At 46.5% G+C, this 26,111-nt stretch carries 26 protein-coding genes and 1 other annotated feature; all 26 genes read right to left on the minus strand.

Annotated features, from left to right (window positions below):
• Window positions 1–15: 15 nt before the first annotated feature.
• Window positions 16–309 (minus strand): 50S ribosomal protein L23, encoded by a 294-nt coding sequence (gene rplW, locus MNQ98_RS26680; protein WP_208917606.1) that lies wholly within the window; start codon window positions 307–309, stop codon window positions 16–18.
• A complete protein-coding gene (rplD, locus tag MNQ98_RS26685) occupies window positions 309–932 on the minus strand; it encodes a 50S ribosomal protein L4 (RefSeq protein ID WP_208917605.1) in 624 nt (207 codons plus the stop codon). The genes rplW and rplD overlap by 1 nt, the downstream gene beginning before the upstream one ends.
• A 26-nt stretch (window positions 933–958) precedes the next feature.
• Complete coding sequence (gene rplC, locus MNQ98_RS26690) at window positions 959–1,582, minus strand: 50S ribosomal protein L3 (RefSeq protein WP_208917604.1); 624 nt, start codon at window positions 1,580–1,582, stop codon at window positions 959–961.
• 40 nt (window positions 1,583–1,622) lie between these two features.
• Window positions 1,623–1,931: a 30S ribosomal protein S10 gene (gene rpsJ, locus MNQ98_RS26695; RefSeq protein WP_006037947.1), complete on the minus strand. Its 309-nt coding sequence runs from the start codon at window positions 1,929–1,931 to the stop codon at window positions 1,623–1,625.
• Window positions 1,932–2,272: 341 nt separating this feature from the next.
• Window positions 2,273–3,613, minus strand: a complete 1,341-nt coding sequence (locus MNQ98_RS26700; protein WP_241930885.1) for a globin-coupled sensor protein — start codon at window positions 3,611–3,613, stop codon at window positions 2,273–2,275.
• A gap of 362 nt (window positions 3,614–3,975) precedes the next feature.
• Complete coding sequence (tuf, locus tag MNQ98_RS26705; protein ID WP_208917602.1) at window positions 3,976–5,166, minus strand: elongation factor Tu; 1,191 nt, start codon at window positions 5,164–5,166, stop codon at window positions 3,976–3,978.
• Between the two features lie 95 nt (window positions 5,167–5,261).
• Window positions 5,262–7,340 carry an elongation factor G gene (fusA, locus tag MNQ98_RS26710; protein ID WP_241930886.1) on the minus strand — a complete coding sequence of 693 codons (2,079 nt, stop codon included), beginning with the start codon at window positions 7,338–7,340 and terminating at the stop codon, window positions 5,262–5,264.
• Window positions 7,341–7,385: 45 nt separating this feature from the next.
• Window positions 7,386–7,856: a 30S ribosomal protein S7 gene (rpsG, locus tag MNQ98_RS26715; RefSeq protein ID WP_208917600.1), complete on the minus strand. Its 471-nt coding sequence runs from the start codon at window positions 7,854–7,856 to the stop codon at window positions 7,386–7,388.
• A 47-nt stretch (window positions 7,857–7,903) separates the two neighbouring features.
• On the minus strand, window positions 7,904–8,323 hold the full coding sequence (rpsL, locus tag MNQ98_RS26720) for a 30S ribosomal protein S12 (RefSeq protein WP_054956068.1): 420 nt from the start codon (window positions 8,321–8,323) through the stop codon (window positions 7,904–7,906).
• Between the two features lie 134 nt (window positions 8,324–8,457).
• Window positions 8,458–8,709, minus strand: coding sequence for a ribosomal L7Ae/L30e/S12e/Gadd45 family protein (locus MNQ98_RS26725; RefSeq protein ID WP_241930887.1), 252 nt, complete (start codon window positions 8,707–8,709; stop codon window positions 8,458–8,460).
• Window positions 8,710–8,881: 172 nt separating this feature from the next.
• Window positions 8,882–12,496: a DNA-directed RNA polymerase subunit beta' gene (gene rpoC, locus MNQ98_RS26730; protein ID WP_241930888.1), complete on the minus strand. Its 3,615-nt coding sequence runs from the start codon at window positions 12,494–12,496 to the stop codon at window positions 8,882–8,884.
• Window positions 12,497–12,584: 88 nt separating this feature from the next.
• Window positions 12,585–16,130: a DNA-directed RNA polymerase subunit beta gene (gene rpoB, locus MNQ98_RS26735; protein ID WP_241930889.1), complete on the minus strand. Its 3,546-nt coding sequence runs from the start codon at window positions 16,128–16,130 to the stop codon at window positions 12,585–12,587.
• Window positions 16,131–16,475: 345 nt separating this feature from the next.
• Entirely contained in the window at window positions 16,476–17,084 is a 609-nt protein-coding gene (locus MNQ98_RS26740; protein ID WP_241930890.1) for a class I SAM-dependent methyltransferase, read from the minus strand.
• 164 nt (window positions 17,085–17,248) lie between these two features.
• Window positions 17,249–17,614, minus strand: a complete 366-nt coding sequence (rplL, locus tag MNQ98_RS26745) for a 50S ribosomal protein L7/L12 (RefSeq protein ID WP_241930891.1) — start codon at window positions 17,612–17,614, stop codon at window positions 17,249–17,251.
• Window positions 17,615–17,678: 64 nt separating this feature from the next.
• A complete protein-coding gene (gene rplJ / locus MNQ98_RS26750) occupies window positions 17,679–18,182 on the minus strand; it encodes a 50S ribosomal protein L10 (RefSeq protein WP_241930892.1) in 504 nt (167 codons plus the stop codon).
• A gap of 53 nt (window positions 18,183–18,235) precedes the next feature.
• Window positions 18,236–18,393, minus strand: a sequence feature (ribosomal protein L10 leader region).
• 69 nt (window positions 18,394–18,462) lie between these two features.
• Window positions 18,463–19,155, minus strand: a complete 693-nt coding sequence (gene rplA, locus MNQ98_RS26755) for a 50S ribosomal protein L1 (RefSeq protein WP_241930893.1) — start codon at window positions 19,153–19,155, stop codon at window positions 18,463–18,465.
• A gap of 79 nt (window positions 19,156–19,234) precedes the next feature.
• Window positions 19,235–19,660, minus strand: coding sequence for a 50S ribosomal protein L11 (rplK, locus tag MNQ98_RS26760; RefSeq protein ID WP_208917593.1), 426 nt, complete (start codon window positions 19,658–19,660; stop codon window positions 19,235–19,237).
• A gap of 69 nt (window positions 19,661–19,729) precedes the next feature.
• The gene (gene nusG / locus MNQ98_RS26765) at window positions 19,730–20,263 is read right to left on the minus strand and encodes a transcription termination/antitermination protein NusG (RefSeq protein ID WP_208917592.1); all 534 of its coding nucleotides are present in this window, start codon (window positions 20,261–20,263) and stop codon (window positions 19,730–19,732) included.
• Between the two features lie 21 nt (window positions 20,264–20,284).
• Window positions 20,285–20,476 (minus strand): preprotein translocase subunit SecE, encoded by a 192-nt coding sequence (secE, locus tag MNQ98_RS26770; protein WP_208917591.1) that lies wholly within the window; start codon window positions 20,474–20,476, stop codon window positions 20,285–20,287.
• Window positions 20,477–20,497: 21 nt separating this feature from the next.
• The gene (gene rpmG, locus MNQ98_RS26775; RefSeq protein ID WP_006212941.1) at window positions 20,498–20,647 is read right to left on the minus strand and encodes a 50S ribosomal protein L33; all 150 of its coding nucleotides are present in this window, start codon (window positions 20,645–20,647) and stop codon (window positions 20,498–20,500) included.
• A gap of 338 nt (window positions 20,648–20,985) precedes the next feature.
• Window positions 20,986–21,630, minus strand: coding sequence for an RNA polymerase sporulation sigma factor SigH (gene sigH, locus MNQ98_RS26780; RefSeq protein WP_208917590.1), 645 nt, complete (start codon window positions 21,628–21,630; stop codon window positions 20,986–20,988).
• Window positions 21,631–21,789: 159 nt separating this feature from the next.
• Window positions 21,790–22,311, minus strand: coding sequence for an NYN domain-containing protein (locus tag MNQ98_RS26785; RefSeq protein WP_241930894.1), 522 nt, complete (start codon window positions 22,309–22,311; stop codon window positions 21,790–21,792).
• A 5-nt stretch (window positions 22,312–22,316) separates the two neighbouring features.
• Window positions 22,317–23,066 carry a 23S rRNA (guanosine(2251)-2'-O)-methyltransferase RlmB gene (gene rlmB / locus MNQ98_RS26790; protein WP_241930895.1) on the minus strand — a complete coding sequence of 250 codons (750 nt, stop codon included), beginning with the start codon at window positions 23,064–23,066 and terminating at the stop codon, window positions 22,317–22,319.
• 82 nt (window positions 23,067–23,148) lie between these two features.
• Window positions 23,149–23,592 (minus strand): Mini-ribonuclease 3, encoded by a 444-nt coding sequence (locus MNQ98_RS26795; RefSeq protein WP_241930896.1) that lies wholly within the window; start codon window positions 23,590–23,592, stop codon window positions 23,149–23,151.
• Window positions 23,589–24,995, minus strand: a complete 1,407-nt coding sequence (gene cysS / locus MNQ98_RS26800) for a cysteine--tRNA ligase (protein ID WP_241930897.1) — start codon at window positions 24,993–24,995, stop codon at window positions 23,589–23,591. Before cysS ends, MNQ98_RS26795 begins: the two co-directional genes overlap by 4 nt.
• A 23-nt stretch (window positions 24,996–25,018) precedes the next feature.
• Window positions 25,019–25,720: a serine O-acetyltransferase gene (cysE, locus tag MNQ98_RS26805; protein WP_241930898.1), complete on the minus strand. Its 702-nt coding sequence runs from the start codon at window positions 25,718–25,720 to the stop codon at window positions 25,019–25,021.
• Between the last annotated feature and the right edge of the window lie 391 nt (window positions 25,721–26,111).

Here is a 26,111-nt window from a genome sequence, read left to right on the forward strand (position 1 = left end):
TTACTCAGAAATTTCTTATTCAACCGATTCAAAGAACTCAAGTGGTTTGCTGTCAGCTGTCAAAGTTACGATAGCTTTCTTCCATTCTGTAGTGTAGCCAGAGTGGCGGCCGTAACGCTTCGGCTTCGCAGGAACACGCATTGTATTCACGTTCGATACTTTTACTTTGAAAATGGATTCAACGGCTTGTTTAATCTCGGTTTTGTTCGCACGAATGTCTACTTCGAAAGCATATTTCAGCTCCGCCATGTAGTCAGCCGTACGTTCCGTGATCACCGGGCGCTTGATTATATCGCGAGGATCCTTCATTACGCGAGCACCTCCTCTACCTTCTGAACTGCTTCCTTCGTAATGATCAGTTGATCGTACGTCAGTACGTCAAGAACATTAATGCCATCAGCCGCTACGAACTTCACTCCAGGAATGTTACGAGCGGAAAGGGCCACATTGTCATCATAGCTAGGAGCAACGATCAGAGCTTTGCGTCCAACCTTAAGGTTACTCAAGATGTTAGCGAACTCTTTCGTTTTTGGCGCATTAAGCGTCAATTGATCCAGTACGATAATTGCATTGTCAATCACTTTAGAAGACAAAGCGGATTTGATCGCCAAACGACGAACTTTTTTTGGAAGCTTGATGGAGTAGCTACGTGGAGTTGGTCCAAATACTACGCCGCCGCCCTTCCATTGTGGTGAACGGATCGAACCTTGACGGGCACGACCTGTACCTTTTTGTTTCCAAGGCTTACGTCCGCCGCCACGTACTTCAGAACGTCCTTTGACTTTGTGAGTACCACGACGCAGAGAAGCGCGTTGCAACAATACTGCATCATGCAGAACGTGCACATTTGGCTCGATGCCAAATACCGCATCGTTCAACTCAACTTCACCAACTTGGCTGCCGTCGATATTAAAAAGTGCTACTTTAGGCATTGATTGTTCCTCCTTTCTTCAGGCGATTATTTCTTCACCGTTTCTTTGATTTGCACAAGACCTTTTTTAGGTCCTGGAATGGAGCCTTTTACGAGCAGCACGTTGCGCTCAACGTCTACTTTAATGATTTCAAGCTTTTGAATTGTAACCGTGTCATGGCCCATGTGACCTGGCAGACGCTTTCCTTTAGGAACGCGGTTAGCTTGGATCGAACCCATGGAACCAGGGCGGCGATGGTAGCGGGAACCGTGAGACATTGGTCCGCGGCTTTGTCCCCAACGTTTGATAACACCTTGGAAACCTTTACCCTTGGAAATTCCAGTTACGTCAACAAATTCGCCTTCTGCAAAGACATCAGCCTTCACTTCTTGTCCAACCTCGACACTCGCGAGGTCAACACCGCGAATTTCGCGAACGTAGCGCTTAGGTGCAGTGTTTGCTTTTTTCGCATGTCCTGCTTCGGGTTTGTTAGATCTGTTTTCTTTCTTATCAGAGAAACCGATTTGAATAGCTTCGTAGCCATCGTTCTCTAGGTCTTTCTTTTGCAAAACAACACAAGGACCTGCTTCGATAACCGTTACAGGAATTACGTTACCTTCAGCGGTAAACACTTGAGTCATTCCGAGCTTTCTCCCTAAGATACCTTTCATGTTGACACCTCTTTTCCTTCACTATTTCGTTATTCTAGTCTTACAATTTAATTTCGATATCTACACCGGACGGCAGGTCCAAGCGCATCAAGGCATCCACAGTTTGTGGAGTCGGGTTCACGATGTCGATCAAGCGTTTGTGTGTACGCATTTCGAACTGTTCCCGAGAATCCTTATACTTGTGCACCGCACGGAGAACTGTAATGATTTGCTTTTCAGTTGGCAGCGGGATCGGACCAGATACACCAGCACCCGAACGTTTTGCTGTTTCAACAATTTTCTCAGCGGATTGATCAAGAATTCTGTGGTCGTATGCTTTCAAGCGAATACGAATTTTTTGCTTTGCCATTTCATTCCCTCCTTCTATCGCCCAATTTGGTATCGGACATACTCCGTGAAAATTTTCTGGACACCTGCCTCATGGCAAAGGGGCCGGGTGTGTCAGTAACCTCTCACATCATCGCAACGTCGCAGAACAACATTCATTATTATATAGAAAAGATAGGCGCAATGCAAGCATTTAATTATAAAACATATTTTCTCATTAATATTGCTCCTATATTTAGTAGGCATCGCCCATTTTCCTTACCATTGAGCCATTTATCGTATCTCTTCATTATTTTCTCTTCATATAATAATAACAAATTTAAAGAGCATACTCCCGGTGAATATGCTCTACGGACAAACCTATTACATTTTTTCTGTTTCAGACTTGAATTTGTCGGCCGAGCTTGCTGCCTCTGCTGTAGCTTGGCCAATGCCACCTATCGTCATCGTGAGAATTCGCATTTCTTTTTCCGCTGCGATCATCTCATCTGAGCTAGCTTGTACAGATTTAAGTATATCTGAAAACAATGAGCTAGTCTCCGCTGATTGCTCCCGACCTTGATGTGTAAGAGATTGTACATGCTTAATGGACTTTACAACCCTATAGGTGAGTTCTCTTGAACGATTAACGAAATCAGCTATATGAATGACAGTGCTTCGTGTATCCTCCGATAATCTGCTAACTTCGGTAGCAACAACGGCAAAGCCTCTTCCGTGTTCACCGGCACGCGCTGCTTCTATCGTTGCATTCAATGATAGAAGCTTAATCTGTGATGCAATTTCCTGTACACTGTCAACAATCATGCTGATTTGTCTTGAAGAATCATTTAGTTCTTGAACTGCCAATTGCATTTCTTGAGTGCTTTCATCGATCTGATTGATCCGTACTGCCAATCCCGATATCCTTTCTTCGCCAGCCTTGGCAAAGCTGATTGATCCTAGAGCCGTTTCGGTTGTCCGTTGGAACGTATCACTAACCTCTCCGCCGCTCGTTATAAGCTTTTCTACAGCTTCGTTAACATCCTGATTCAGATCGGCGAGTTCCTCAACAAACATAGCGATATTACGTTTCAGTCTATTTTTAACCAATTCAGATTGTTGCTGCTTTTCTTTCATATTTTCCTTTTCATACGCATCCAATACGAGCTGTTGCTCCAAGCTAAGCAGCTTTGTTACCGTCTGCACTACATTCAAACGCTCTTCTTCATGCTCGGTTTCATGGTAAATAACTCTTATTAACTCATTCTGGAGATTCTGAAATGCCGACAAGTACCACTTGGGCTCCAATCCCACCGATTTATGTATCTGTGCGATCCGAAGTCTTTTTGATATATATGCTTCGTCCACTTCACCTTTAAAAATTTCGAGCAAATGGTCACGAAGTGTACGTTCCAAACGATCAATCGTACTATGCTGTACGATTATTTCTCTAAGCTTATCAATATCTAGTACGGATTGATAGAAGGCATCTGTAATGGCGTCCATATGTTGTTCCATTACTGGACGGATTTTTCGAAGCAGGGCCAAGTCTGCTTCTGTCAGTCCGATCATTCTCATTTGATCATTTAACTCTCCTACATTTTCAAGATATATAAATCTATCCTCAATATCTGAATCATTCATAGGTTCAACAGTTGAAGCCGAGTCTAATGTTTTAACTGTTACTTCACCTGATTTCTTCAAGAACGAAAACGGGCTTTTCATATAATTATTTGTCTCTCCTCAAGCGGCAACACTTCGCCGTTCCATATTACACAAACATTCCACAACGATTGTATTAACTGTACACAAGAAAGTAAAGCGATAATCCTATACTAGCCTACATAATCTGTGTACGAATTGTGGATAATATGAAAACCGTCTATTATCGTACCTCAAAGAAAACAGACCACATCTTTAACAGTAATTTATCTTGGGAGACAAGGGTGCTGTTTACTCCGAAGTTATATTTTCTTCTCACTAAAAAAATAGAGCCCGATCCATTAGGATCAGGCTCTATTTATTGTTACATCACACTGTTGCTCGTTACAGTACATTGTTGCTATATTTGAGGCTTAAAGCCTTAATTACTTAAGGATGGAAGCAACGGAACCTGCACCAACGGTACGGCCGCCTTCACGAATGGAGAATTTAGTACCATCTTCAATCGCGATTGGAGAGATCAGACTAACAGTAACCGTAATGTTGTCACCAGGCATAACCATTTCAGAACCTTCTGGAAGGCTGATTACACCAGTTACATCTGTAGTACGGAAGTAGAACTGTGGACGGTATCCAGTGAAGAAAGGCTTGTGACGTCCACCCTCTTCTTTGCTGAGTACGTAAATTTGAGCAGTAAATTCTGTATGAGGCTTAACAGAACCTGGCTTAGCCAATACTTGTCCACGCTCGATTTGAGTACGGTCTACACCACGAAGCAATGCTCCGATGTTGTCACCAGCTTGAGCGGAATCCAGCAATTTACGGAACATTTCAACGCCCGTAACAACGGATTTCTTAGTTTCTTCAGCGATACCAACGATTTCGATTTCTTCACCAACTTTGATCGTACCACGCTCTACACGACCTGTAGCAACGGTACCACGACCAGTGATGGAGAATACGTCCTCAACAGGCATCAAGAAAGGCTTGTCAGTGTCGCGCTCTGGCAATGGGATGTACTCGTCGATAGTTTTGAACATTTCAACGATTTTTTGAGCCCATTCGCCAGTTGGGTTTTGCAGAGCTTCACGAGCGGAACCACGAGTGATCGGAGTGTCATCGCCTGGGAAGTCATACTCGCTCAGAAGGTCACGAACTTCCATTTCAACCAATTCCAGAAGCTCTTCGTCTTCAACCATGTCGCATTTGTTCAAGAATACAACGATGTAAGGAACGCCTACTTGACGGGACAACAGGATGTGTTCGCGAGTTTGCGGCATAGGACCGTCAGCTGCGGATACAACCAAGATAGCGCCGTCCATTTGAGCTGCACCAGTGATCATGTTTTTAACATAGTCAGCGTGACCTGGGCAGTCAACGTGTGCATAGTGACGGCTTTCAGTTTCATACTCTACGTGGGAAGTAGAGATTGTGATACCGCGTTCGCGCTCTTCTGGAGCTTTGTCGATTTGATCGAAGGACATTGCTGCACCACCGTAAGTTGTGGACAATACACTTGTAATTGCAGCAGTCAAAGTTGTTTTACCATGGTCAACGTGACCGATAGTACCGATGTTAACATGGGGTTTCGTACGTTCGTATTTAGCCTTTGCCATTTGAACAATTCCTCCTTAAGGGGATATATATGTTTAGGCCGGATAAAGGTTAACGGGACTCTCATCCCGCCCTTCGTCCAGCAGGAAAAACTTTATTACTCTCCGCCTTTAATTTTGGACACGATTTCTTCGGAGATATTCTTAGGAACTTCTTCATAGTGGGAGAGTTCCATGGAGAACACACCGCGTCCTTGTGTACCGGAGCGAAGTGTAGTAGAGTAACCGAACATTTCGGAAAGAGGTACTTTCGCACGGATAATTTGAGTACCACCACGGGAATCCATACCTTCGATCCGTCCACGGCGGGAGTTCAGCATACCCATTACGTCGCCCATGTATTCCTCAGGCACAGTAACTTCTACTTTCATGATTGGCTCAAGCAGGACAGGCTTACACTTTTCCTTAGCTGCTTTCAGAGCCATCGAACCGGCGATTTTAAACGCCATTTCGTTGGAATCGACATCATGGTATGAACCGTCAACGATTGTTGCTTTAACGTCAACAAGCGGAAAGCCGGCAATTACGCCGTTCTTCATTTGCTCTTCAATACCTTGTTGTGCAGGTCCAATGTATTCTCTAGGTACGGAACCACCGACAACCTTGCTCTCGAATTGGTTACCGCTACCTGCTTCCAGAGGTTCGAACTCAACCCATACGTGACCGTATTGACCACGACCACCGGACTGACGAACGAATTTACCTTCAACACGTGCTGGTGCACGGAAGGTTTCACGGTAAGCTACCTGTGGTTTACCCACGTTGGTTTCTACCTTGAACTCACGACGCATGCGGTCGATGATAACGTCCAAGTGAAGCTCACCCATACCTGCCAGGATCGTTTGGCCAGTTTCCTCGTCCGTATGAGCACGAAGAGTTGGATCCTCTTCAGTCAACTTACCGAGAGCAACGCCCAATTTATCTTGGTCGGCTTTTGTTTTTGGTTCAACTGCGATTTCGATAACCGGATCAGGGAAGTTCATGGACTCGAGAATAACTGGATTCTTCTCATCACACAGTGTATCACCTGTACCCGTATCTTTCAAACCTACAGCTGCTGCGATATCACCAGCGTAAACTACAGTGATTTCTTGACGGCTGTTCGCGTGCATTTGCAGGATACGTCCGATACGTTCGCGTTTGTTTTTCGTTGCATTCAGTACGTAAGAGCCGGATTGCAAAACACCGGAGTACACACGGAAGAACGTCAGCTTACCAACGTAAGGGTCTGTCATAATTTTAAATGCCAATGCAGCGAACGGTTCCTCGTCTGAGGAGTGGCGTTCTACTTCTGTACCATCTTCCAAGTGACCTTGGATGCTTGCTACATCGGTTGGAGCCGGCAAGAAATCGATAACAGCGTCCAGCATAAGCTGAACCCCTTTGTTACGATAAGAAGAACCACAGATTACTGGGAAGATCTTAACTTCTATAACACCTTTACGAAGAGCTGCTTTGATCTCATCAACAGAGATTTCTTCACCTTCAAGGTATTTCATAGTCAAATCTTCGTCAAGTTCTGCAACCTTCTCAATCAGTTCACTGCGCAGTTCTTCAACTTGATCCTTGTATTCCGCTGGAATTTCGGTTTCTTCGATATTTTGTCCAAGGTCATCCTTATACATATAAGCCTTTTCCGTGATAATATCGATGATGCCGAGAAAGTCAGCCTCTGCACCGATCGGAAGCTGAATAGCTACCGCATTGGCTTGAAGACGCTCCTTCATGTCTTTAACAACATTGAGGTAATCGGCGCCGATAATGTCCATTTTGTTTACATATGCGATCCGCGGTACACCGTAACGGTCTGCTTGTCTCCATACGGTTTCCGACTGAGGTTCTACGCCCTCTTTCGCACTGAATACACCTACTGCCCCATCCAATACACGAAGGGAACGTTCAACTTCTACTGTGAAGTCAACGTGCCCCGGGGTGTCGATAATATTAACGCGGTGACCCTTCCAAGAAGCGGTAGTCGCAGCGGAAGTGATCGTGATTCCGCGCTCCTGTTCTTGCTCCATCCAGTCCATAGTAGCGGAACCCTCGTGGGTTTCACCAATTTTATGAGTACGGCCTGTGTAGAACAAGATACGTTCCGTCGTAGTAGTTTTACCAGCGTCAATATGCGCCATGATCCCGATGTTCCGTGTATTTTTCAAGGAGAACTCTCTTGCCATGCGAATAGTCTCCCTTCAAAATTAAAGTTTGTTAATGACTTTATCCTACCAACGGTAGTGAGCAAACGCTTTGTTCGCTTCAGCCATTTTGTGCGTGTCTTCACGTTTCTTAACAGAAGCACCAGTGTTGTTGGAAGCATCGATAATCTCAGCCGCCAAACGCTCTTCCATAGTCTTCTCGCCGCGGTTGCGGGAGTAGTTTACGAGCCAACGTAATCCTAGGGATGTACGTCTTTCTGGTTTAACTTCGATAGGTACCTGGTAGTTCGCACCGCCGACACGGCGAGCTTTAACTTCCAGAACCGGCATGATGTTCTTGATGGCTGCTTCAAACACTTCCATTGGGTCATTACCCGTACGTTCTTGGATTAGTTTGAATGAATTGTAGAGAATGCTTTGAGCAACACCTCTCTTACCATCCAGCATGATGCGGTTGATCAGACGAGTAACGAGCTTGCTGTTATACACCGGATCCGGCAGCACGTCTCTTTTAGTAACTGGACCTTTGCGTGGCATGGATATCCCCCTTTCTTCAATCATGTCATTTCAACATGTAACTTAATTTAGCTCTTTGCTTTAGGACGTTTCGCGCCATATTTGGAACGAGCTTGCATACGGTTGTTAACACCAGCGGTATCAAGTGCACCACGAACGATGTGATAACGTACCCCTGCAAGGTCTTTTACTTTACCGCCACGGATCAGAACAACACTGTGCTCTTGCAAGTTATGTCCGATACCTGGAATGTAAGCAGTCACCTCGATGCGGTTCGTTAAACGAACACGAGCATATTTACGAAGTGCAGAGTTCGGTTTACGTGGAGTCATAGTACCCACACGAGTACACACACCGCGTTTTTGCGGAGCACTCAAATTGGTATCCTCACGTTTCAAAGCGTTGAATCCTTTTTGCAGTGCCGGTGACTTCGATTTGTAAACTTTAGCTTGACGGCCCTTACGGACCAGTTGGTTGATTGTTGGCATGCTGCCACCCCCTTCCTATATTTCTCATCCTATTACAAACCTTTTTAAGTCCACAGACCCAGGCGGTTCATAAAAGAACAAATGAAAAGTTTTTGCCGAGAGAAGAACCCTTCTCCAACAAAAACAGATCGTACTCACTGTTTTAAGACTGCTACCATTGCTGCACCGACTTCGATGCCGCAGGCCTCTCCGAGTGCTCTCATTGTAGGCACATACGTAATATCTACACCGTGCTTAACGCACAGGGTCACGATTTTGGAAGTCAAACGCTGGTCGCAATCTTCAGCCACATAAACTTCTGCAGCCTGACCGGTTTCAACGGCCCTCATTGTTTGTTTGGTGCCAATCTTAACATGAGCATCCTGTAATCCTTTATCATTAGACATTGGAAATTCCTCCAAAAGAACAGGGATAAAGCTACTACTCACGCACCTTTGCTATATTAGCATCTGCATTAAATGATGTCAAGCATAATATCAAGGTAAAAAAGAAATTCAGGGAGAGAAATTTGCCCAGTTGTTAATCCAGGCAAACTCCCCGCCTCCCTATCATTCTTCTTTATTCTACGTTAGCGGTCTCCAGTTCCTGATTCTCACCGTTCACATCTTCCTGACCCTCAAACTTAACGCTGCGGTAACGGTTCATACCCGTACCAGCAGGGATCAGTTTACCGATGATAACATTCTCTTTCAGTCCGAGCAGCTGATCGACTTTACCTTTAATAGCTGCATCAGTCAACACGCGCGTTGTCTCCTGGAAGGAGGCTGCGGAAAGGAATGAATCCGTCTCAAGGGAAGCTTTCGTAATACCGAGCAGAACCGGTTTAGCCACTGCTGGCTCTTTGCCTGACAGAATTGCTTCTTTGTTGGCAGATTCATACTCGTGAATGTCCACGAAGGAGCCTGGCAGCAGATTGGTATCTCCTGCATCAACTATGCGGATCTTACGCAGCATCTGACGAATCATAACTTCGACGTGTTTATCGTTGATTTCTACACCCTGGTTCCGGTATACGCGCTGAACTTCCTGAAGAATATAGTTCTGCACGCCGCGGATACCCTTGATGCGGAGCATTTCTTTAGGGTCGATCGAACCATCCGTCAATTCATCCCCGGCTTCGATGTGCTTGCCTTCGCTTACGCGCAGACGGGAGCCATACGTAACGGAATATGTTTTCGTTTCCGCTTCACCTTGGATTTCAATTTCACGGCGGTCTTTCGTTTCACGGATCTCTTTAACGACACCGTCAATCTCACTGATCGTTGCTTGACCTTTAGGATTACGGGCCTCAAAGAGCTCTTGGATACGCGGCAAACCTTGGGTGATGTCATCACCCGCAACGCCCCCGGTATGGAACGTACGCATAGTGAGCTGTGTTCCTGGTTCACCGATCGATTGAGCAGCGATAATACCAACCGCTTCACCAATTTCGACAAACTTACCTGTCGCCAGGTTACGTCCGTAACATTTCTTGCAGACACCATAACGCGCACGGCAGCTGAGAATGGAACGGATTTGTAGTTTCTCGACACCAGCTTTAACGATTTCGTCAGCTTTGTCAGAGTCGATCAATTCATTACGGTTGACGATAACCTCTTTGGTTTCCGGATGACGGACAGTCTCAAAAGCATAGCGTCCTTCAATACGGTCGTAGAGATCCTCGATAACTTCCTTACCGTCTTGAATCCGGCTAACTGTGAAGCCTTTATCCGTACTACACTCATCTTCACGTACGATGACATCCTGTGCCACGTCAACGAGACGACGGGTCAAGTAACCGGAGTCAGCGGTACGAAGAGCCGTATCGGCAAGACCTTTACGGGCACCGTGAGTTGACAGGAAGTACTCGAGTACGGTCAGACCTTCACGGAAGTTCGATTTGATTGGCATCTCGATAATCCGTCCGGACGGGTTGGCCATCAGACCACGCATACCGCCGAGCTGAGTAATCTGAGATTTGTTACCCCGTGCTTTAGAATCAACCATGAGCATGATGGAGTTGAAGCGATCCATCGATTTCATGAGCACCTCAGTAAGATCGTCCTTCGCTTTGGACCAAATATCGATAACACGGTCATAGCGCTCTTCGTTCGTAATCAATCCACGGCGATACTGGTTCATTACGACACTAACCTTACCATCGGACTCTTTGAGAATTTCGGTCTTCTCAGGCGGAACGATAACGTCGGACACCGCAACGGTAACACCAGAACGTGTGGAGTATGTGAATCCAAGCTGCTTGATTTTATCGAGAATAATAGAAGTCTCAGTTGTGTGATAAGTCTCAAAGCAGCGTGCAATGATTTGACCCAGGTATTCTTTTCCGACAGCACCGCTGATCGGAAGACTTTGAATAACTTCCTGGATATTCGCACCTTTTTCATAAACAAAGTATTTCTCAGGTGTACCTTGGAACAGGTTCACACGAGTTGCTTCGTTAATGTAAGGGAAGCTGGCCGGGAAGATTTCATTAAAGATAATCCGTCCAACCGTGGTAACAAGCATCGCTTTTTGCTGAGCTTCCGTAAAGACGGTTTTACCCAGAGCTTTAACCGGAATAGCTACACGTGCGTGCAATCCTGCTGCTCCACGCTGATATGCGGACACAGCCTCGTTCACACTGCCCAGGATCATGCCTGTTCCTTTTTCTTCCTTGTTGTCCATAGTCAGATAGAAGGAACCAAGGACCATATCCTGTGAAGGTGTAACGACAGGCTTACCGTCTTTAGGGTTCAAAATGTTTCCGGATGCAAGCATCAGGAGACGTGCTTCCGCTTGTGCTTCCGCAGACAACGGAACGTGAACAGCCATTTGGTCACCGTCAAAGTCAGCGTTGTAAGCTGTACATACGAGCGGGTGAAGACGGATCGCGTGACCTTCTACCAGAATCGGTTCAAACGCCTGAATACCGAGTCTGTGAAGGGTAGGGGCACGGTTCAGAAGTACTGGATGTTCTTTGATTACTTCTTCGAGCACATCCCAAACTTCTGGACTTACGCGTTCCACTTTACGTTTCGCACTCTTAATATTATGAGCCAGGCCTTTATTGACCAACTCTTTCATAACAAAAGGCTTAAACAGTTCCAGCGCCATTTTCTTAGGCAATCCGCACTGGTACATCTTCAGATAAGGTCCTACAACGATAACGGAACGACCGGAATAGTCAACACGTTTACCGAGCAAGTTCTGACGGAAACGTCCTTGTTTACCTTTCAGCATGTGGCTGAGGGATTTCAGAGGACGGTTACCCGGTCCTGTAACTGGACGACCACGACGACCGTTATCAATCAGTGCGTCAACGGCTTCTTGAAGCATCCGTTTTTCGTTCTGAACGATAATATCAGGTGCACCAAGATCAAGCAGTCTTTTCAGACGGTTATTCCGGTTGATTACACGACGGTACAGATCATTCAAGTCGGAAGTTGCAAAGCGTCCGCCGTCCAACTGAACCATCGGGCGCAGTTCTGGAGGAATGACCGGCAATACGTCCAACACCATCCACCCCGGTTTGTTGCCGGAGTTTCGGAACGCCTCAATAACTTCAAGACGCTTGATCGCACGGTTACGACGTTGACCCTGTGCAGTACGCAGTTCTTCTTTCAGGAATTCGAGTTCTTTCTCTACATCCAGATCTTGAAGAAGTTTCTTTACAGCTTCTGCACCCATGCCAGCTTGGAATCCGTAACCGTATTTCTCACGATAGCTACGGTATTCCTTCTCGGATAACAGCTGTTTCTTCTCAAGCGGCGTATCTCCTGGATCCGTCACGACATAAGATGCAAAATAGATGATCTCTTCCAGAGATCTTGGAGACATATCCAAAGCCAGACCCATACGGCTTGGAATACCTTTGAAATACCAGATGTGGGATACAGGAGCAGCCAGTTCAATGTGGCCCATACGTTCACGACGGACTTTAGCGCGGGTAACTTCAACGCCGCAACGGTCGCAGACTACGCCTTTATAACGGACGCGTTTGTACTTGCCGCAATGGCACTCCCAGTCTTTTTGCGGACCAAAAATACGTTCGCAGAAAAGACCTTCCTTCTCAGGCTTCAATGTACGGTAGTTAATTGTTTCCGGCTTCTTTACTTCTCCGCGAGACCAAGAACGAATCTTTTCCGGGGAAGCGAGACCGATTTTCATATACTCAAAATTGTTAACGTCCAACAAGGAGCAACCCTCCTCAACTTAGTCCTAATTATGTGCTCCGATCATAACACCACCGCCGGCTGTTAACCGGCGGGGTGACGACTGACCGTTATTCCACTCCGACTTCAGTGCCTTCCAAGTTAAGGCTCAGTTTATCGCCTGCCGCATCTTCTTCATCATCGAGTTCTCTCATCTCGATTTCTTCCTCGTTCTCGCTAAGGATTTTGACGTCCATACCGAGAGACTGAAGTTCCTTAATCAATACCTTGAACGATTCTGGAACACCTGGTTCCGGAACGTTCTCACCCTTGACGATCGATTCGTAGGTTTTCACCCGGCCGACCACGTCATCGGACTTAACGGTAAGAATTTCTTGCAGTGTATATGCGGCGCCATATGCTTCAAGCGCCCATACTTCCATCTCACCGAAACGCTGTCCACCGAACTGTGCTTTACCACCGAGCGGCTGTTGCGTAACGAGAGAGTATGGTCCCGTAGAACGGGCGTGAATTTTATCATCAACCATGTGCGCCAGCTTGATCATGTGCATGACACCAACAGTAACTTCGCGCTCGAAGCGCTCGCCAGTACGGCCATCATACAAAACGGTCTTACCATTACGCTGCATGCCTGCTTCTTCCATTGTATCAAACACGTCATACTCGCTTGCTCCATCAAATACTGGCGTAGCCACGTGAATACCGAGCTGCAAAGCAGCCATACCCAAGTGAACTTCCAATACCTGACCGATGTTCATACGTGAAGGTACACCAAGCGGGTTAAGAACAACCTGTACAGGTGTGCCATCAGGCAGGAACGGCATGTCTTCCTCAGGCAAAATACGGGCAACGACACCTTTGTTACCGTGACGTCCGGCCATTTTGTCACCTTCGGAGATTTTACGTTTCTGAGCGATGTACACGCGAACCAGTTGGTTTACGCCCGGCGGCAATTCGTCACCGTTCTCACGAGTAAACACCTTCACATCAACGATGATACCATCACTACCGTGAGGAACACGCAGCGAGGTGTCACGCACTTCACGAGCCTTCTCACCAAAGATTGCATGGAGGAGACGCTCTTCAGCTGTCAGTTCTGTCACACCCTTAGGCGTTACTTTACCGACCAGGATGTCACCTGCGCTGATCTCAGCACCGATACGGATAATACCGCGCTCGTCAAGATTCTTCAGCGCTTCTTCACCGACATTCGGAATATCACGTGTGATTTCTTCAGGTCCGAGCTTCGTATCACGAGCTTCAGACTCATACTCCTCGATATGAATCGAAGTGTACACGTCCTCTTTCACGAGCTTCTCAGAAAGAAGAATCGCATCCTCGTAGTTGTAACCTTCCCAGGTCATGAAAGCTACGACAACGTTGCGTCCAAGTGCCAATTCACCCATCTCAGTCGAAGGACCATCCGCAAGGATATCCCCCTTCTTGATTACATCGCCACGTTGGACGATTGGACGCTGGTTAATACAGGTACCTTGGTTTGAACGCATAAATTTGTGTAATTTATGCTTAATAATATCGCCTTTGACTTCTTGTCCGTCCACAGTTTCAACGCGGCGGAGCCAGATTTCATTAGCAGTAGAGCGCTCAATAATTCCGTCATATTTGGATACAATACATACACCGGAATCTTTCGCAGATTTATGTTCCATTCCTGTTCCGACAAGCGGAGCTTTCGGAATAAGAAGCGGAACAGCTTGACGTTGCATGTTAGATCCCATGAGGGCACGGTTCGAGTCATCGTTCTCAAGGAACGGAATCAGCGCCGTAGCGACGGATACTACCTGTTTAGGTGATACATCCATGTAATCTACGCGATCGTTAGGCATTGGCAAAATGTTATCAGACTGTTTGTTATAACGAACAATAACCATGTCGTCTGCAAACTTGCTGTCCTCTGTCAATTCCGCGTTCGCCTGAGCTACAACGTAGTTATCTTCCTCATCAGCAGTCAAATAATCGATCTGCTCGGTTACCTGACCGGTCTTCGGATCAACCCAGCGATAAGGCGCCTCGATAAAGCCATATTCATTAATACGGGCAAATGTCGACAGGGAGTTGATCAAACCGATGTTCGGTCCTTCCGGGGTCTCGATCGGACACATACGGCCATAGTGACTGTGGTGAACGTCTCGAACTTCAAAGCCCGCACGTTCCCGTGTCAAACCACCAGGTCCGAGTGCGGAAAGACGACGTTTATGCGTCAGTTCAGCAAGCGGGTTCGTCTGGTCCATAAACTGGGACAACTGTGAACTACCGAAGAACTCTTTAATCGATGCAATAACTGGGCGAATGTTGATCAGAGCCTGCGGTGTAATAACACTCGCATCCTGAATCGACATTCTTTCACGAACAACACGCTCCATACGGGACAGACCGATACGGAACTGGTTCTGCAGAAGTTCACCCACGGAACGCAGACGACGGTTACCAAGGTGGTCAATGTCATCCGTGTTGCCGATACCGTGCAGCAAATCCATAAAATAGCTGATGGACGAAATAATGTCCGCCTGCGTAATATGTTTCACCGATTTATCGATGTTACCATTGGCGATAATCTTAACGACTTTACCGTCCTCGATCGGGGAGAACACATCGATCGTCTGAAGTGTAATATCCTCACTATCCTGAACGCCGCCCGCAACATGATATGTTTTGTAGCCGACACTCTTCTCTAGGTGAGGCATAATCTCGTCCAAAAGACGGCGGTCTACGGTTTGACCAGCTTCAGCAATGATCTCACCCGTTTCCACGTCAATCAGACTCTCAGCCAATCGCTGATTGAAGAGACGGTTCTTAATATGAAGCTTCTTGTTGATCTTATAACGACCAACGTTCGCCAGATCATAGCGCTTCGGATCAAAGAAACGCGCTACCAAGAGGCTCTTTGCATTGTCCAACGTCGGAGGCTCGCCTGGACGAAGGCGTTCGTAAATCTCAATAAGCGCCTTTTCCGTCGAATCCGTGTTGTCTTTATCCAGGGTATTACGAATGTACTCGTCATCACCCAGCAGTTCTAAAATCTCTGCGTCTGTACCGAAACCGAGCGCACGAAGCAGTACGGTTACCGGTATTTTGCGGGTACGGTCGATCCGTACATATACAATATCCTTAGCGTCCGTCTCCAGCTCCAGCCATGCGCCGCGATTCGGAATAACGGTCGCAGTGTATGTTTTCTTACCGTTTTTATCAACTTTAGTGCTGAAATAGACGCTGGGAGAGCGAACCAACTGGCTGACAATGACCCGTTCGGCACCATTAATGATAAATGTTCCGGTTTCCGTCATTAACGGAAAGTCTCCCATGAACACTTCTTGCTCCTTGACCTCTCCAGTCTCTTTGTTGATGAGCCGGACTTTAACACGGAGCGGCGCCGCATAAGTTACGTCGCGTTCTTTCGCGTCATCGACGGTGTATTTCGGTTCTCCAAGGCTGTAGTCGATAAACTCCAGCACCAAGTTTCCTGTAAAATCCTGAATCGGCGAGATGTCTTGGAACATTTCGCGCAACCCTTCCTCCAAAAACCATTCATAAGATTTTTGTTGGATTTCAATCAGGTTCGGAACTTCGAGTACCTCAGTAATACGTGCATAACTTCGCCGAGTGCGTCGACCATATTGAACAAGATGTCCTGCCAACTTAAACTCACCCCTCATGTCTACTCACTTTTAAAAATTCATTGCGAACCTCTGTTTGTAACACTATAATGGAACGTACAGAGGAAACTCCCATAAATAGAGAAAAGCCCTTATCGAATATCTTTCGAAAAAAGAGCAGCTTATCCATGGTTATGATAATCCTCTCATATCCAGTAGATTTGCCCAAAATGTACATATTATACGTCAATATGACTGACTTTATGCAATGATACCCACATCAAGTCTTGACATTTCAGCAAACTAAAGACAAGGAGACCATCCTAATACTGACATTTTATAATAATACCACAGCCAGAAATCCGAGTCAATAGCCTATTTGCCAATTCAGGATGTAGTCTTTACCGCTTTGAATATCCGGTAGCCCTTGTCCTTCGTTACTTCCTCCACTTGAGAAAACAGACTTTCCAGTTTGGCTTTGGCCGATGGGGAGCCTTGTTTTTTTTGAATGACCACCCACAACTGCCCCTGATCCTTTAGATGTTCAAAGGCTTGCTCGAAAATTTTGTGTACCGTTTCCTTGCCTGCTCGTATAGGCGGGTTAGTTAGAACGATATCAAATTCCTTGCCCTCTACTGCTGTGAACAGATCACTCTCCATTATAGTGACATTACCAATTCCATTGAGCCTCGCATTTTCCTTGGCCAATTCTATGGCGCGGCTGTTGATATCTATCATGGTGACATGGCCTTCCTTTGCAATCTTCGCTGCAGAAAGCCCGATTGGCCCATAGCCGCATCCGACATCAAGCACATGGGACCCACTTGGAATATCCAGTGCTTCAATCAGCACCTTACTCCCATAGTCCACTCCGCTCTTAGAAAAAACACCCGCATCACTAATAAACTTGAATTTGCTGCCACGCAGTACCGTTTCCAGTTCCCGCCTGTTATGCTCGGTTACTGGCTGGTTCGTATAATAATGCTGATTCGGCATGCCAACCTCCGTATCACAAAATCGTTTGCCGTGAATACGGCACCAAACCTTAAAAACTCTCTTACTCTAGTATAGCCTTTTTCTTAAAAAAACAGTCTATTACAATAACAAACCCCTTGAACTAATATTCAAGGGGTTTGACTCATGCTGCAGTATAGAAGGAATTACTTCACTTCTACGGATGCGCCTGCTTCTTCCAATTTAGCTTTAACAGCTTCTGCATCTTCTTTGCTTACTTTTTCTTTAATTGGTTTTGGTGCGTTGTCAACGAGTTCTTTTGCTTCTTTCAAGCCGAGGCCTGTGATTTCGCGAACAACTTTGATAACGTTGATTTTGGACGCGCCTGCACCAGTCAGGATTACGTCGAATTCAGATTGCTCAGCTTCAGCAGCTGCGCCAGCGCCTGCACCTGCAACAGCTACTGGAGCTGCAGCAGTTACGCCGAATTCTTCTTCGATTGCTTTAACGAGATCGTTCAGTTCCAGAACGGACATGCCTTTGATTGCTTCCAAGATTTGCTCTTTACTCATTTGGGTTGAACCTCCATTTTATATTTAGGATTTAATTGTTTATACAGCTTGTTGAATAAGGTGCTTACGCGCCTTGTTCTTCTTTGTCAGCCACGGCTTTAACCGCAAGCGCGAAGTTGCGCATTGGGGCTTGAAGCACGCTGAGGAGCATGGACAAGAGACCTTCGCGGGACGGAAGTTCCGCCAGCGCTTTGATTTCGTCCACTCCGATGACACGTCCTTCTACTACCGCGCCTTTCAGTTCCAAAGCGTCGTTTTTCTTAGCGAAATCGTTCAAGATTCTCGCTGGAGCCACAACATCCTCAGTACCGAAAGCAACAGCCGTCGGACCTGTCAACGCTTCATCCAGCTCACTCAGCTCTGCAGCTGCTGTCGCACGGCGAAGCAGGGAGTTTTTCAATACTTGAAATTCGATACCAGCTTCACGAAGCTGCTTACGCAGTTCTGTTACTTGGGTAACGTTCAATCCACGATAGTCAACTACAACTGTTGTCACACTTTCGCGCAACTTAGCAGTTACTACGTCAACCGCGTCTTGTTTAGCTTGAATCACTTTTGCGTTTGCCAATGTCTACACCTCCTGATTGTATGGTTAGCTGGGACCATGACGGCCACCATCCTACGGGCACTAAAAAAGCCTCCGTAGAATCACGAAGGCCTGATGAAGCATCATTATGCCGGTCTCCCGAACAAACTGCTGACGTTCTATCATAACACCTCGGCAGGAAATTAAGCCAGCTAACGGCACCTACTGTCTACGGTAAGCATATTCAACTTTAATGGTCAGTCACAAGGACTCACAACTGTTATATAATATCAAACCAAGACAAGTAAGTCAATGGTAAATATTATTTAAAAGAAGCTGTGTTCACGCGAGCGCTAGGTCCCATAGTCGAAGATACAGCGATGTTCTTCAGGTATACACCTTTAGCAGCAGCTGGCTTCGCGCGGTTCAATGCATCCACAAGAGACTTGAGGTTTTCATTGAGTTTATCCGCATCAAAGGATACTTTGCCGATTGGAGCGTGAATTTGACCTGCTTTGTCCAGACGGTACTCGATTTTACCGGCTTTAATTTCTTGAACAGCCTTAGCAACATCGAATGTAACCGTGCCGGCTTTAGGGTTAGGCATCAGGCCTTTACCACCGAGCAGACGGCCCAATTTACCGACTTCACTCATCATATCAGGTGTAGCTACGCAGACGTCGAATTCGAACCAGCCCTGTTGAATTTTGTTAATCATATCTTGATCGCCAACAAAATCCGCGCCAGCCGCTTCGGCTTCCTTCGCTTTTTCACCTTTTGCAAATACCAGAACGCGTTGCGTTTTACCCGTACCGTGAGGCAGGACTACAACGCCACGAACAGCCTGGTCTTGTTTACGAGGGTCTACACCCAAACGCACAGCCACTTCAACAGTTTCGTCGAATTTGGCAGTTGCTGCCTTCTTCACCAGTTCAACGGCTTCCGAAGGCTCATAAGTTGCTTCGCTGTCAATCAGCTTAGCAGCTTCAAGGTATTTCTTACCGTGTTTAGCCATGATTGTTTTCCTCCTTTGTGGTGTTAGCGGAATTTCCTCCCACATATTCCGGATCTACTCCGGTAGCATCGAAAGAGTATTAGTCTTCGATTGTGATACCCATACTACGGGCAGTACCTTCAACCATCAACATTGCAGCTTCAACAGTTGCAGCGTTCAGGTCAGGCATTTTTTGTTCTGCGATTTGACGAACCGCATCACGTTTAACCGTTGCAACTTTCTTCTTGTTTGGTTCGCCGGATCCTTTTTCGATCTTGGCAGCCACACGAAGTAGAACAGCAGCCGGTGGAGTTTTGGTGATAAATGTAAAGGAACGATCCTCAAACACCGAAATTTCAACCGGAATGATCAAGCCAGCTTGATCAGCAGTACGAGCGTTGAATTCTTTACAGAATGCCATGATGTTGACACCTGCTTGACCCAATGCTGGACCTACTGGAGGAGCCGGGTTCGCTTTACCTGCAGGAATTTGCAGTTTTACCATCTTGATAATTTTCTTCGCCATGTAAGACACCTCCTTGCATCAATAGTGGTATCGGACGCTTTACGCCCTCCCACAAGAAACCTGAAGTATTTATAACTTCTCCACTTGAGTATAATCCAACTCCAGCGGGGTTTCCCGTCCAAACATGTTGACGTGAACCTTAAGCTTACTCTTTTCAGCCAAAATCTCTTCCACGGAGCCCACGAAATTCGCAAAAGGACCAACCTTGATACGAACAGATTCCTTGATGTCGAATTCAATCTTCGGTTTCGGTTCTTCCATGCCCATATGCTTCAGAATCTGTTCAACTTCTTCTGGAAGCAAAGGCGTCGGTTTAGAACCGGAGCCTGTCGAACCGACAAAGCCCGTAACCCCCGGTGTATTGCGGACAACATACCAAGAATCATCGGTTTGAATCATTTCGACCAAGACATATCCCGGGTAAACTTTACGCATGACGGTCTTTTTCTTACCGTCCTTGTTTACGATTTCTTCTTCCATAGGAACAAGAACGCGGAATATTTTGTCCTCCATGCCCATGGACTCGACACGTTTTTCCAAATTGGCTTTGACTTTATTCTCATACCCGGAATAGGTATGAACTACATACCATCTTTTTTCCATATCAAGCCACCTGGGACCCTTCTAAATTATCGCTTCGATCACAGCGGAAATACCGATGTCTAAAACCCAAAAATAAATTGTGACAAACACAACGGTGCCGATAACAATGAGTGAATAGTTCGTCAGTTCTTTACGATTGGGCCAGCGAACTTTTTTAAGTTCCGCCCAGCTTTCAGAGAAAAAGGAAAACAGAGACTTGAAACTACGTTTCACGCCGACTACACCTCCAAAAAACTATCTGGTTTCGCGATGAGGAGTTTGCTCGTTACAGAACTTGCAAAATTTCTTCATCTCCATGCGGTCGGGGTGATTTCGCTTGTTCTTTGTGGTTGTGTAGTTTCTTTGTTTGCAGCTTGTACAAGCCAAAGTGATAATTACCCGCATGATTTGCACCTCCCGAAGACGTCCTTCTTCATCAGAAGAACCGATATTAATCCTAGTAGAAAGATCGGTTTGTCCTGTAACAGACAATCGAAATTCCTGCGAGATGAACAAAACCGTTGTTCCAATGCTGTAACAACGTTCCATTCATAAAACACGCGAATTTAGGCCTACCTAAAACACTTTATCACATGGTTGACGCCTTTTCAAGCCTTTTTCTCTCTGAATGCGGGCTGCATTTACTTACCATTATGGTCATACTTCCAACAACTGAAACACCGGGATTTCGAAATGAAGTAAAAAAAGGCTCAAATTGAGCCTTTCACACATCGTTCATTCTTCTAATTATCCCGAACCTCCAGATAGCGTTCAAGCTTACGCTTTACCCGCTGGAGGGCATTATCAATAGATTTAACATGACGTCTCAAATCTACAGCGATCTCTTGATAGGAACGGCCGTCTAAATAAAGCATCAGCACTTTCCGCTCCAGATCACTCAGTATTTCAGACATTTTATCTTCCAAGCCAACAAATTCTTCCTGGTTAATCACTAGTTCTTCTGGATCGGATACCGCCGTACCGCATATAACATCCAGCAGTGTACGGTCTGAATCCTCATCATAAATCGGCTTATCCAGAGAAACATAGGAATTCAGTGGAATGTGCTTCTGTCTCGTTGCAGTCTTGATTGCCGTAATGATCTGCCGTGTGATGCACAGCTCAGCGAAAGCCTTGAACGAAGATAGCTTGTCCCCTTTAAAATCACGAATTGCCTTATAAAGGCCGATCATGCCTTCCTGGACAATATCCTCGCGATCCGCGCCAATTAGAAAATAAGAACGAGCTTTGGCACGTACAAAGTTCCGGTACTTATTGATCAAATATTCAAGCGCCCCGCTGTCACCTTCACGGACCGCCTCGACAATGTCTTCATCACTTATCAAATCATACCCTGACATCATGACTTCCTTGAGGTTGACACTCAATAGAATCCCTCCGGCCCGGAACGCACGGTACCCCGTCACTCGCTTGAAATATATGACAAGTATATATGATGTCCATAAGACCGTCAACCACGTCATCCCTAAATTAGAACGATAATAACATAAATGTAAAGACTTTCATGATTTGCTCCACCAGTTCAATTATTCACGGCGCCATCGCTCAAACATTTTACGGACATCCTCAGACAGTTGGCCATCTAGCGTGTTTCTCGTTGATTTAGCCTGGTCATCTTTAATCTTGAGTTTCACTTCCCGTTCACTTTGCTCCACTTGATTGAGCAGTTCACGGGCTGAAATCCGTAGAGCACCGAGTGCAAAAATAATGTGCTGCTCCATCAGGTCACTTGTAGCGACATAAATTTTACGCCGACGGTGACTGAAATCCACAACAAGACGTTCAATGCATTCATCGGCAGTTTCTTTTTCCTTGGTGAAGTATACTTGCACCTTACCCTGAGTAAAAGATTTGCCCAGCCCCGGTACACGATAAGCGTCAAAAACAGCAATGACACGAAGGCCCGAGAAAGCCTGGTAATCCGCCAGCTTCTCCAGAAGAGCATCCCGAGCCTCCTGCATACCGATATTTGCGAGTTGTGCAAGGAAAGGCCATCCGCCGATCATGTTATAACCATCGACCAGCAGCACATCCCGCCAATCGGCCATCCGCTCTAACCTTGAAGACGGCGACGGCGTAGTACTTCATACATTACGACACCGGCAGCCACCGATGCATTCAGCGAGTTGATCTGGCCTGCCATTGGCAGCTTGACAAGGACGTCACACTTCTCACGGATGAGCCTGCCCATTCCTTTACTCTCATTGCCGATTACGATCGCAACCGGACCATTAAACACCTCAGTATCATAAATCTCTTCAACCGCATCTACGACCGTTCCGACAACCCATACTCCCATTTCTTTCAGCTGCTCTATCGTTTGAGCGAGATTCGTAACTCTTGCCACCGGGACATACTCAACAGCGCCAGCTGAAGTCTTGGAGACGGTAGCCGTAATCTGCGCAGAACGCCGCTTTGGTAGGATAACACCGTGAGCGCCTGTACAATCAGCCGTTCTTAGAATGGACCCAAGGTTATGCGGATCCTCAATTTCATCGAGAATCAACAGGAATGGGGCCTGTCCCTTATCTTCGGCAATTTTCAAAAGATCATCTACTTCCACATACGCATAAGGAGCGGCCTGAGCAACAACGCCTTGGTGTTGTACACCCGGCACCATCTGATCCAGTTTGCGTTTATCGACATTTTGAATAACAATACCCAGCTTTCTGGCTTCGGCGATAATTGGCATCGTCAAATGCTTCTGCGCGTTTTCGGCTATCCAGATCTTGTTGATCGTGCGCCCTGAACGAAGCGCCTCGGTGACGGAGTGCTTACCCGCAATAATTTCTTCTTCCTGCATAACTATCTTCCTCCTGCATACCTGTCCGGACTTTAATACTTAAAGCCGGCGGTTAAATTTATTCTGTTTATGCTTTTTTCTGCTATTCAGCGGGATTAACCATATACTCGATGGCTTGCCCGATTAATTCCCGAAGACGGTCATGGTGTTCTACATAATAAAGATAACCTACCAGGCATTCGAAAGCCGTGGCATGCCGATACTCCAGAACGTCGGCATTTTTCGGAAGACTGCCTGACTTGGCATTCCTCCCCTGCCGTACAATATCCCGTTCCTCTTCCGTCAACATTGGGTCAAGAAAAGACAAAATTCGACTCTGTGCTTTTGCTGACACAAGGTTTGTAGCTGTACGATGTAAATGATGCGGCCGGAGATTCGGCAAGGAGATCAAATACTGGCGAACCGCAACTTCATAAATTGCATCTCCAATGTAGGCGAGCACGATAGGTGGAATGAGGCGGACGGGCCTGGAAGGAGGGAAGGTAAACCATCCCCCCTCCAGTCCCTTGTTGTCAACGCCGCTCATTTGCGCCGCCAGCGCATGCCCTGCGCCGTATCCTCAAGCACAATGCCTTCCGCAGCCAATATGTCACGGATTTCATCAGCTCGTGCCCAGTCTTTGTTACTGCGGGCAGCGGATCTTTCCTCGATCAACCGCTCAATATCTTCATCAAGCAGTTCATCTGCAGATGAGTCCACAATGCGTAATACTCCGTTCATTTCTTCAAAAGCATCCAGAACCGTCTGAAGATCCTCTGCCGGTACGGAAGCCTGCTGCAGAAGATGGTTCGTCTCAGTTACCCATTGGAACATGGCTGTGATGGCATCCGGGGTATTGAAATCATCCTGCATCTTGTTATGGAACTCAGTAAGAACCTCTGTCATTTTTCGAGCAACTTCGACTCCTGTTTTTCCTTCTGTCGAACCGACTGCATTCTTTAGACGATGTCTTACGTTTCCAACCGCGTTCGCAATCCGGTCTATGCCGTTCTGCGCTTGGTCCATGACTTCATCGCTATAGTTCAATGGATTACGGTAATGCGTCGAGAGCATGAAATACCGGATAGCTTCTTTAGTATATTGCTCACGTAAATCCTTTACTAATACCCCGTTTCCAAGGGATTTTGACATTTTTTCATTGTTAATCCGAATATAACCGTTGTGCATCCAGTAATTCGCAAGCGGCTTCCCTGTCAACACCTCCGACTGAGCCACCTCGCACTCATGGTGAGGGAACTGCAAATCCTGACCTCCGCCGTGAATATCCAGCGTATCACCCAGATAACGACGTGCCATTGCCGAGCATTCAATATGCCAGCCTGGACGCCCGTCTCCCCATGGGCTTTCCCAGAAGATCTCTCCAGGTTTAGCCGCTTTCCAAAGGACAAAATCCTCAGGGCTTTCCTTCCGCTCATCCACTTCAATCCGGATACCAAACTGAAGCTCATCGATTTTTTGCTGGGACAGCTTGCCGTAATCGTCAAACTTGCGCGTTCGGTAGAAGACATCTCCACCGTTCTCGTAAGCGAAATCTCTTTCGATCAATTCACGAATAAAATCAATAATGCTATCCATATTGTCGGTTACACGTGGATTAAGCGACGCCCGGGGAATGCCGAGTCCGTCCAAATCCTCAAAGTAGGCAGAGATGAAAGTGTCCGCAACCTCCGACACAGTTGTTCCGGTCTGCTCCGCTTTACGGATCATTTTGTCATCCACATCAGTAAAATTGACTACATAGTTGACCTGACTACCCTGCTGCTCTAAATACGCGCGCACCACATCAAAAAAAATCATTGGACGTGCATTTCCGATATGGATGTAGCCGTATACGGTTGGCCCGCACACGTACATGCTTACCTTACCCGGCTCTTGGGCCTTAAACGTCTCCTTCATACGGGTTAACGTATTATAAATTTGAAGTACCATTCGATGGTCACGATCCTTTCGTCTTATCGCTTTTGTAAATCTTTATGCAAAAAGGCTTCTAAATGATCCGCCTCTGGTGTCTGTCGCTTCTCATCTCTCAATGTTGCCAGCTCTTTACGCATATCGTCTATTTCTTTTTGCATGTCGCGCAGCATATCAACAATCGGGTCCGGAAGTTTGGTATGATCAAGTCGGTCGCGGATCCGCTCACCGTTGCGCTTCACAATTTTACCCGGGTTGCCGACTACCGTGCTGTTCGGAGGAACTTCACGTAGTACAACCGCATTGGAGCCGATGTTGCAGTTCTCACCAATAGTGAAAGATCCAAGAACTTTAGCACCCGACCCAATCACCACGTTGCTCCCAATCGTCGGGTGACGCTTCCCCTTCTCTTTCCCTGTACCACCGAGTGTCACACCCTGATAAATGACAACGTCATCACCAATTTCACACGTTTCCCCGATTACCACGCCCATCCCGTGGTCGATGAACAGCCTCTTTCCGATTCGGGCTCCTGGGTGAATTTCGATGCCGGTCATGAACCGACTGAATTGTGAAATGATACGAGCCAGAGAGTACCAGCGCCGTTTGAACAGAGCATGGGCAATTCGGTGTAACCACAAAGCGTGGAGACCCGAATAAGTAAACACCACTTCAAAAAGCCCCCTGGCAGCCGGATCATTCTCGAACACGGTCCTTATATCCGATTTTATCTGCTTGAACATGAGCGATCCTCCTCCCCCAGTTATACCCACAAAAAGATCAATTCAAATGGAAATAAAGACAGCGGACGTTTCTGCGAGAAACTTAAGAAAGTGTACGGTCCAAACTTAAACTTTCTTATATGCTAACAAAAAACGCCTCTGCAGCTTTCGCTGCAGAGGCGTCAGACACGCGGTTCCACTCTGCTTGAACCGGCAATATTCCTCCCATATCCTGAGACGGAAAGCCCGGTTCCACTTCAAGTCATTAACGGTGACAGCCGGTATGATCTAACGATACGATACGATTCGCTTCAACCATACAGCTCACAGGCGCATTTCCGCTTAACGACAACCGGATAACTTTCAGCCTGGAAGAATCAAGTTGCCCTGTCTTCTTCCGGTTATCCTCTCT

Source organism: Paenibacillus sp. N3/727 (assembly GCF_022637315.1).
Lineage (GTDB): Bacteria > Bacillota > Bacilli > Paenibacillales > Paenibacillaceae > Paenibacillus_AQ > Paenibacillus_AQ uliginis.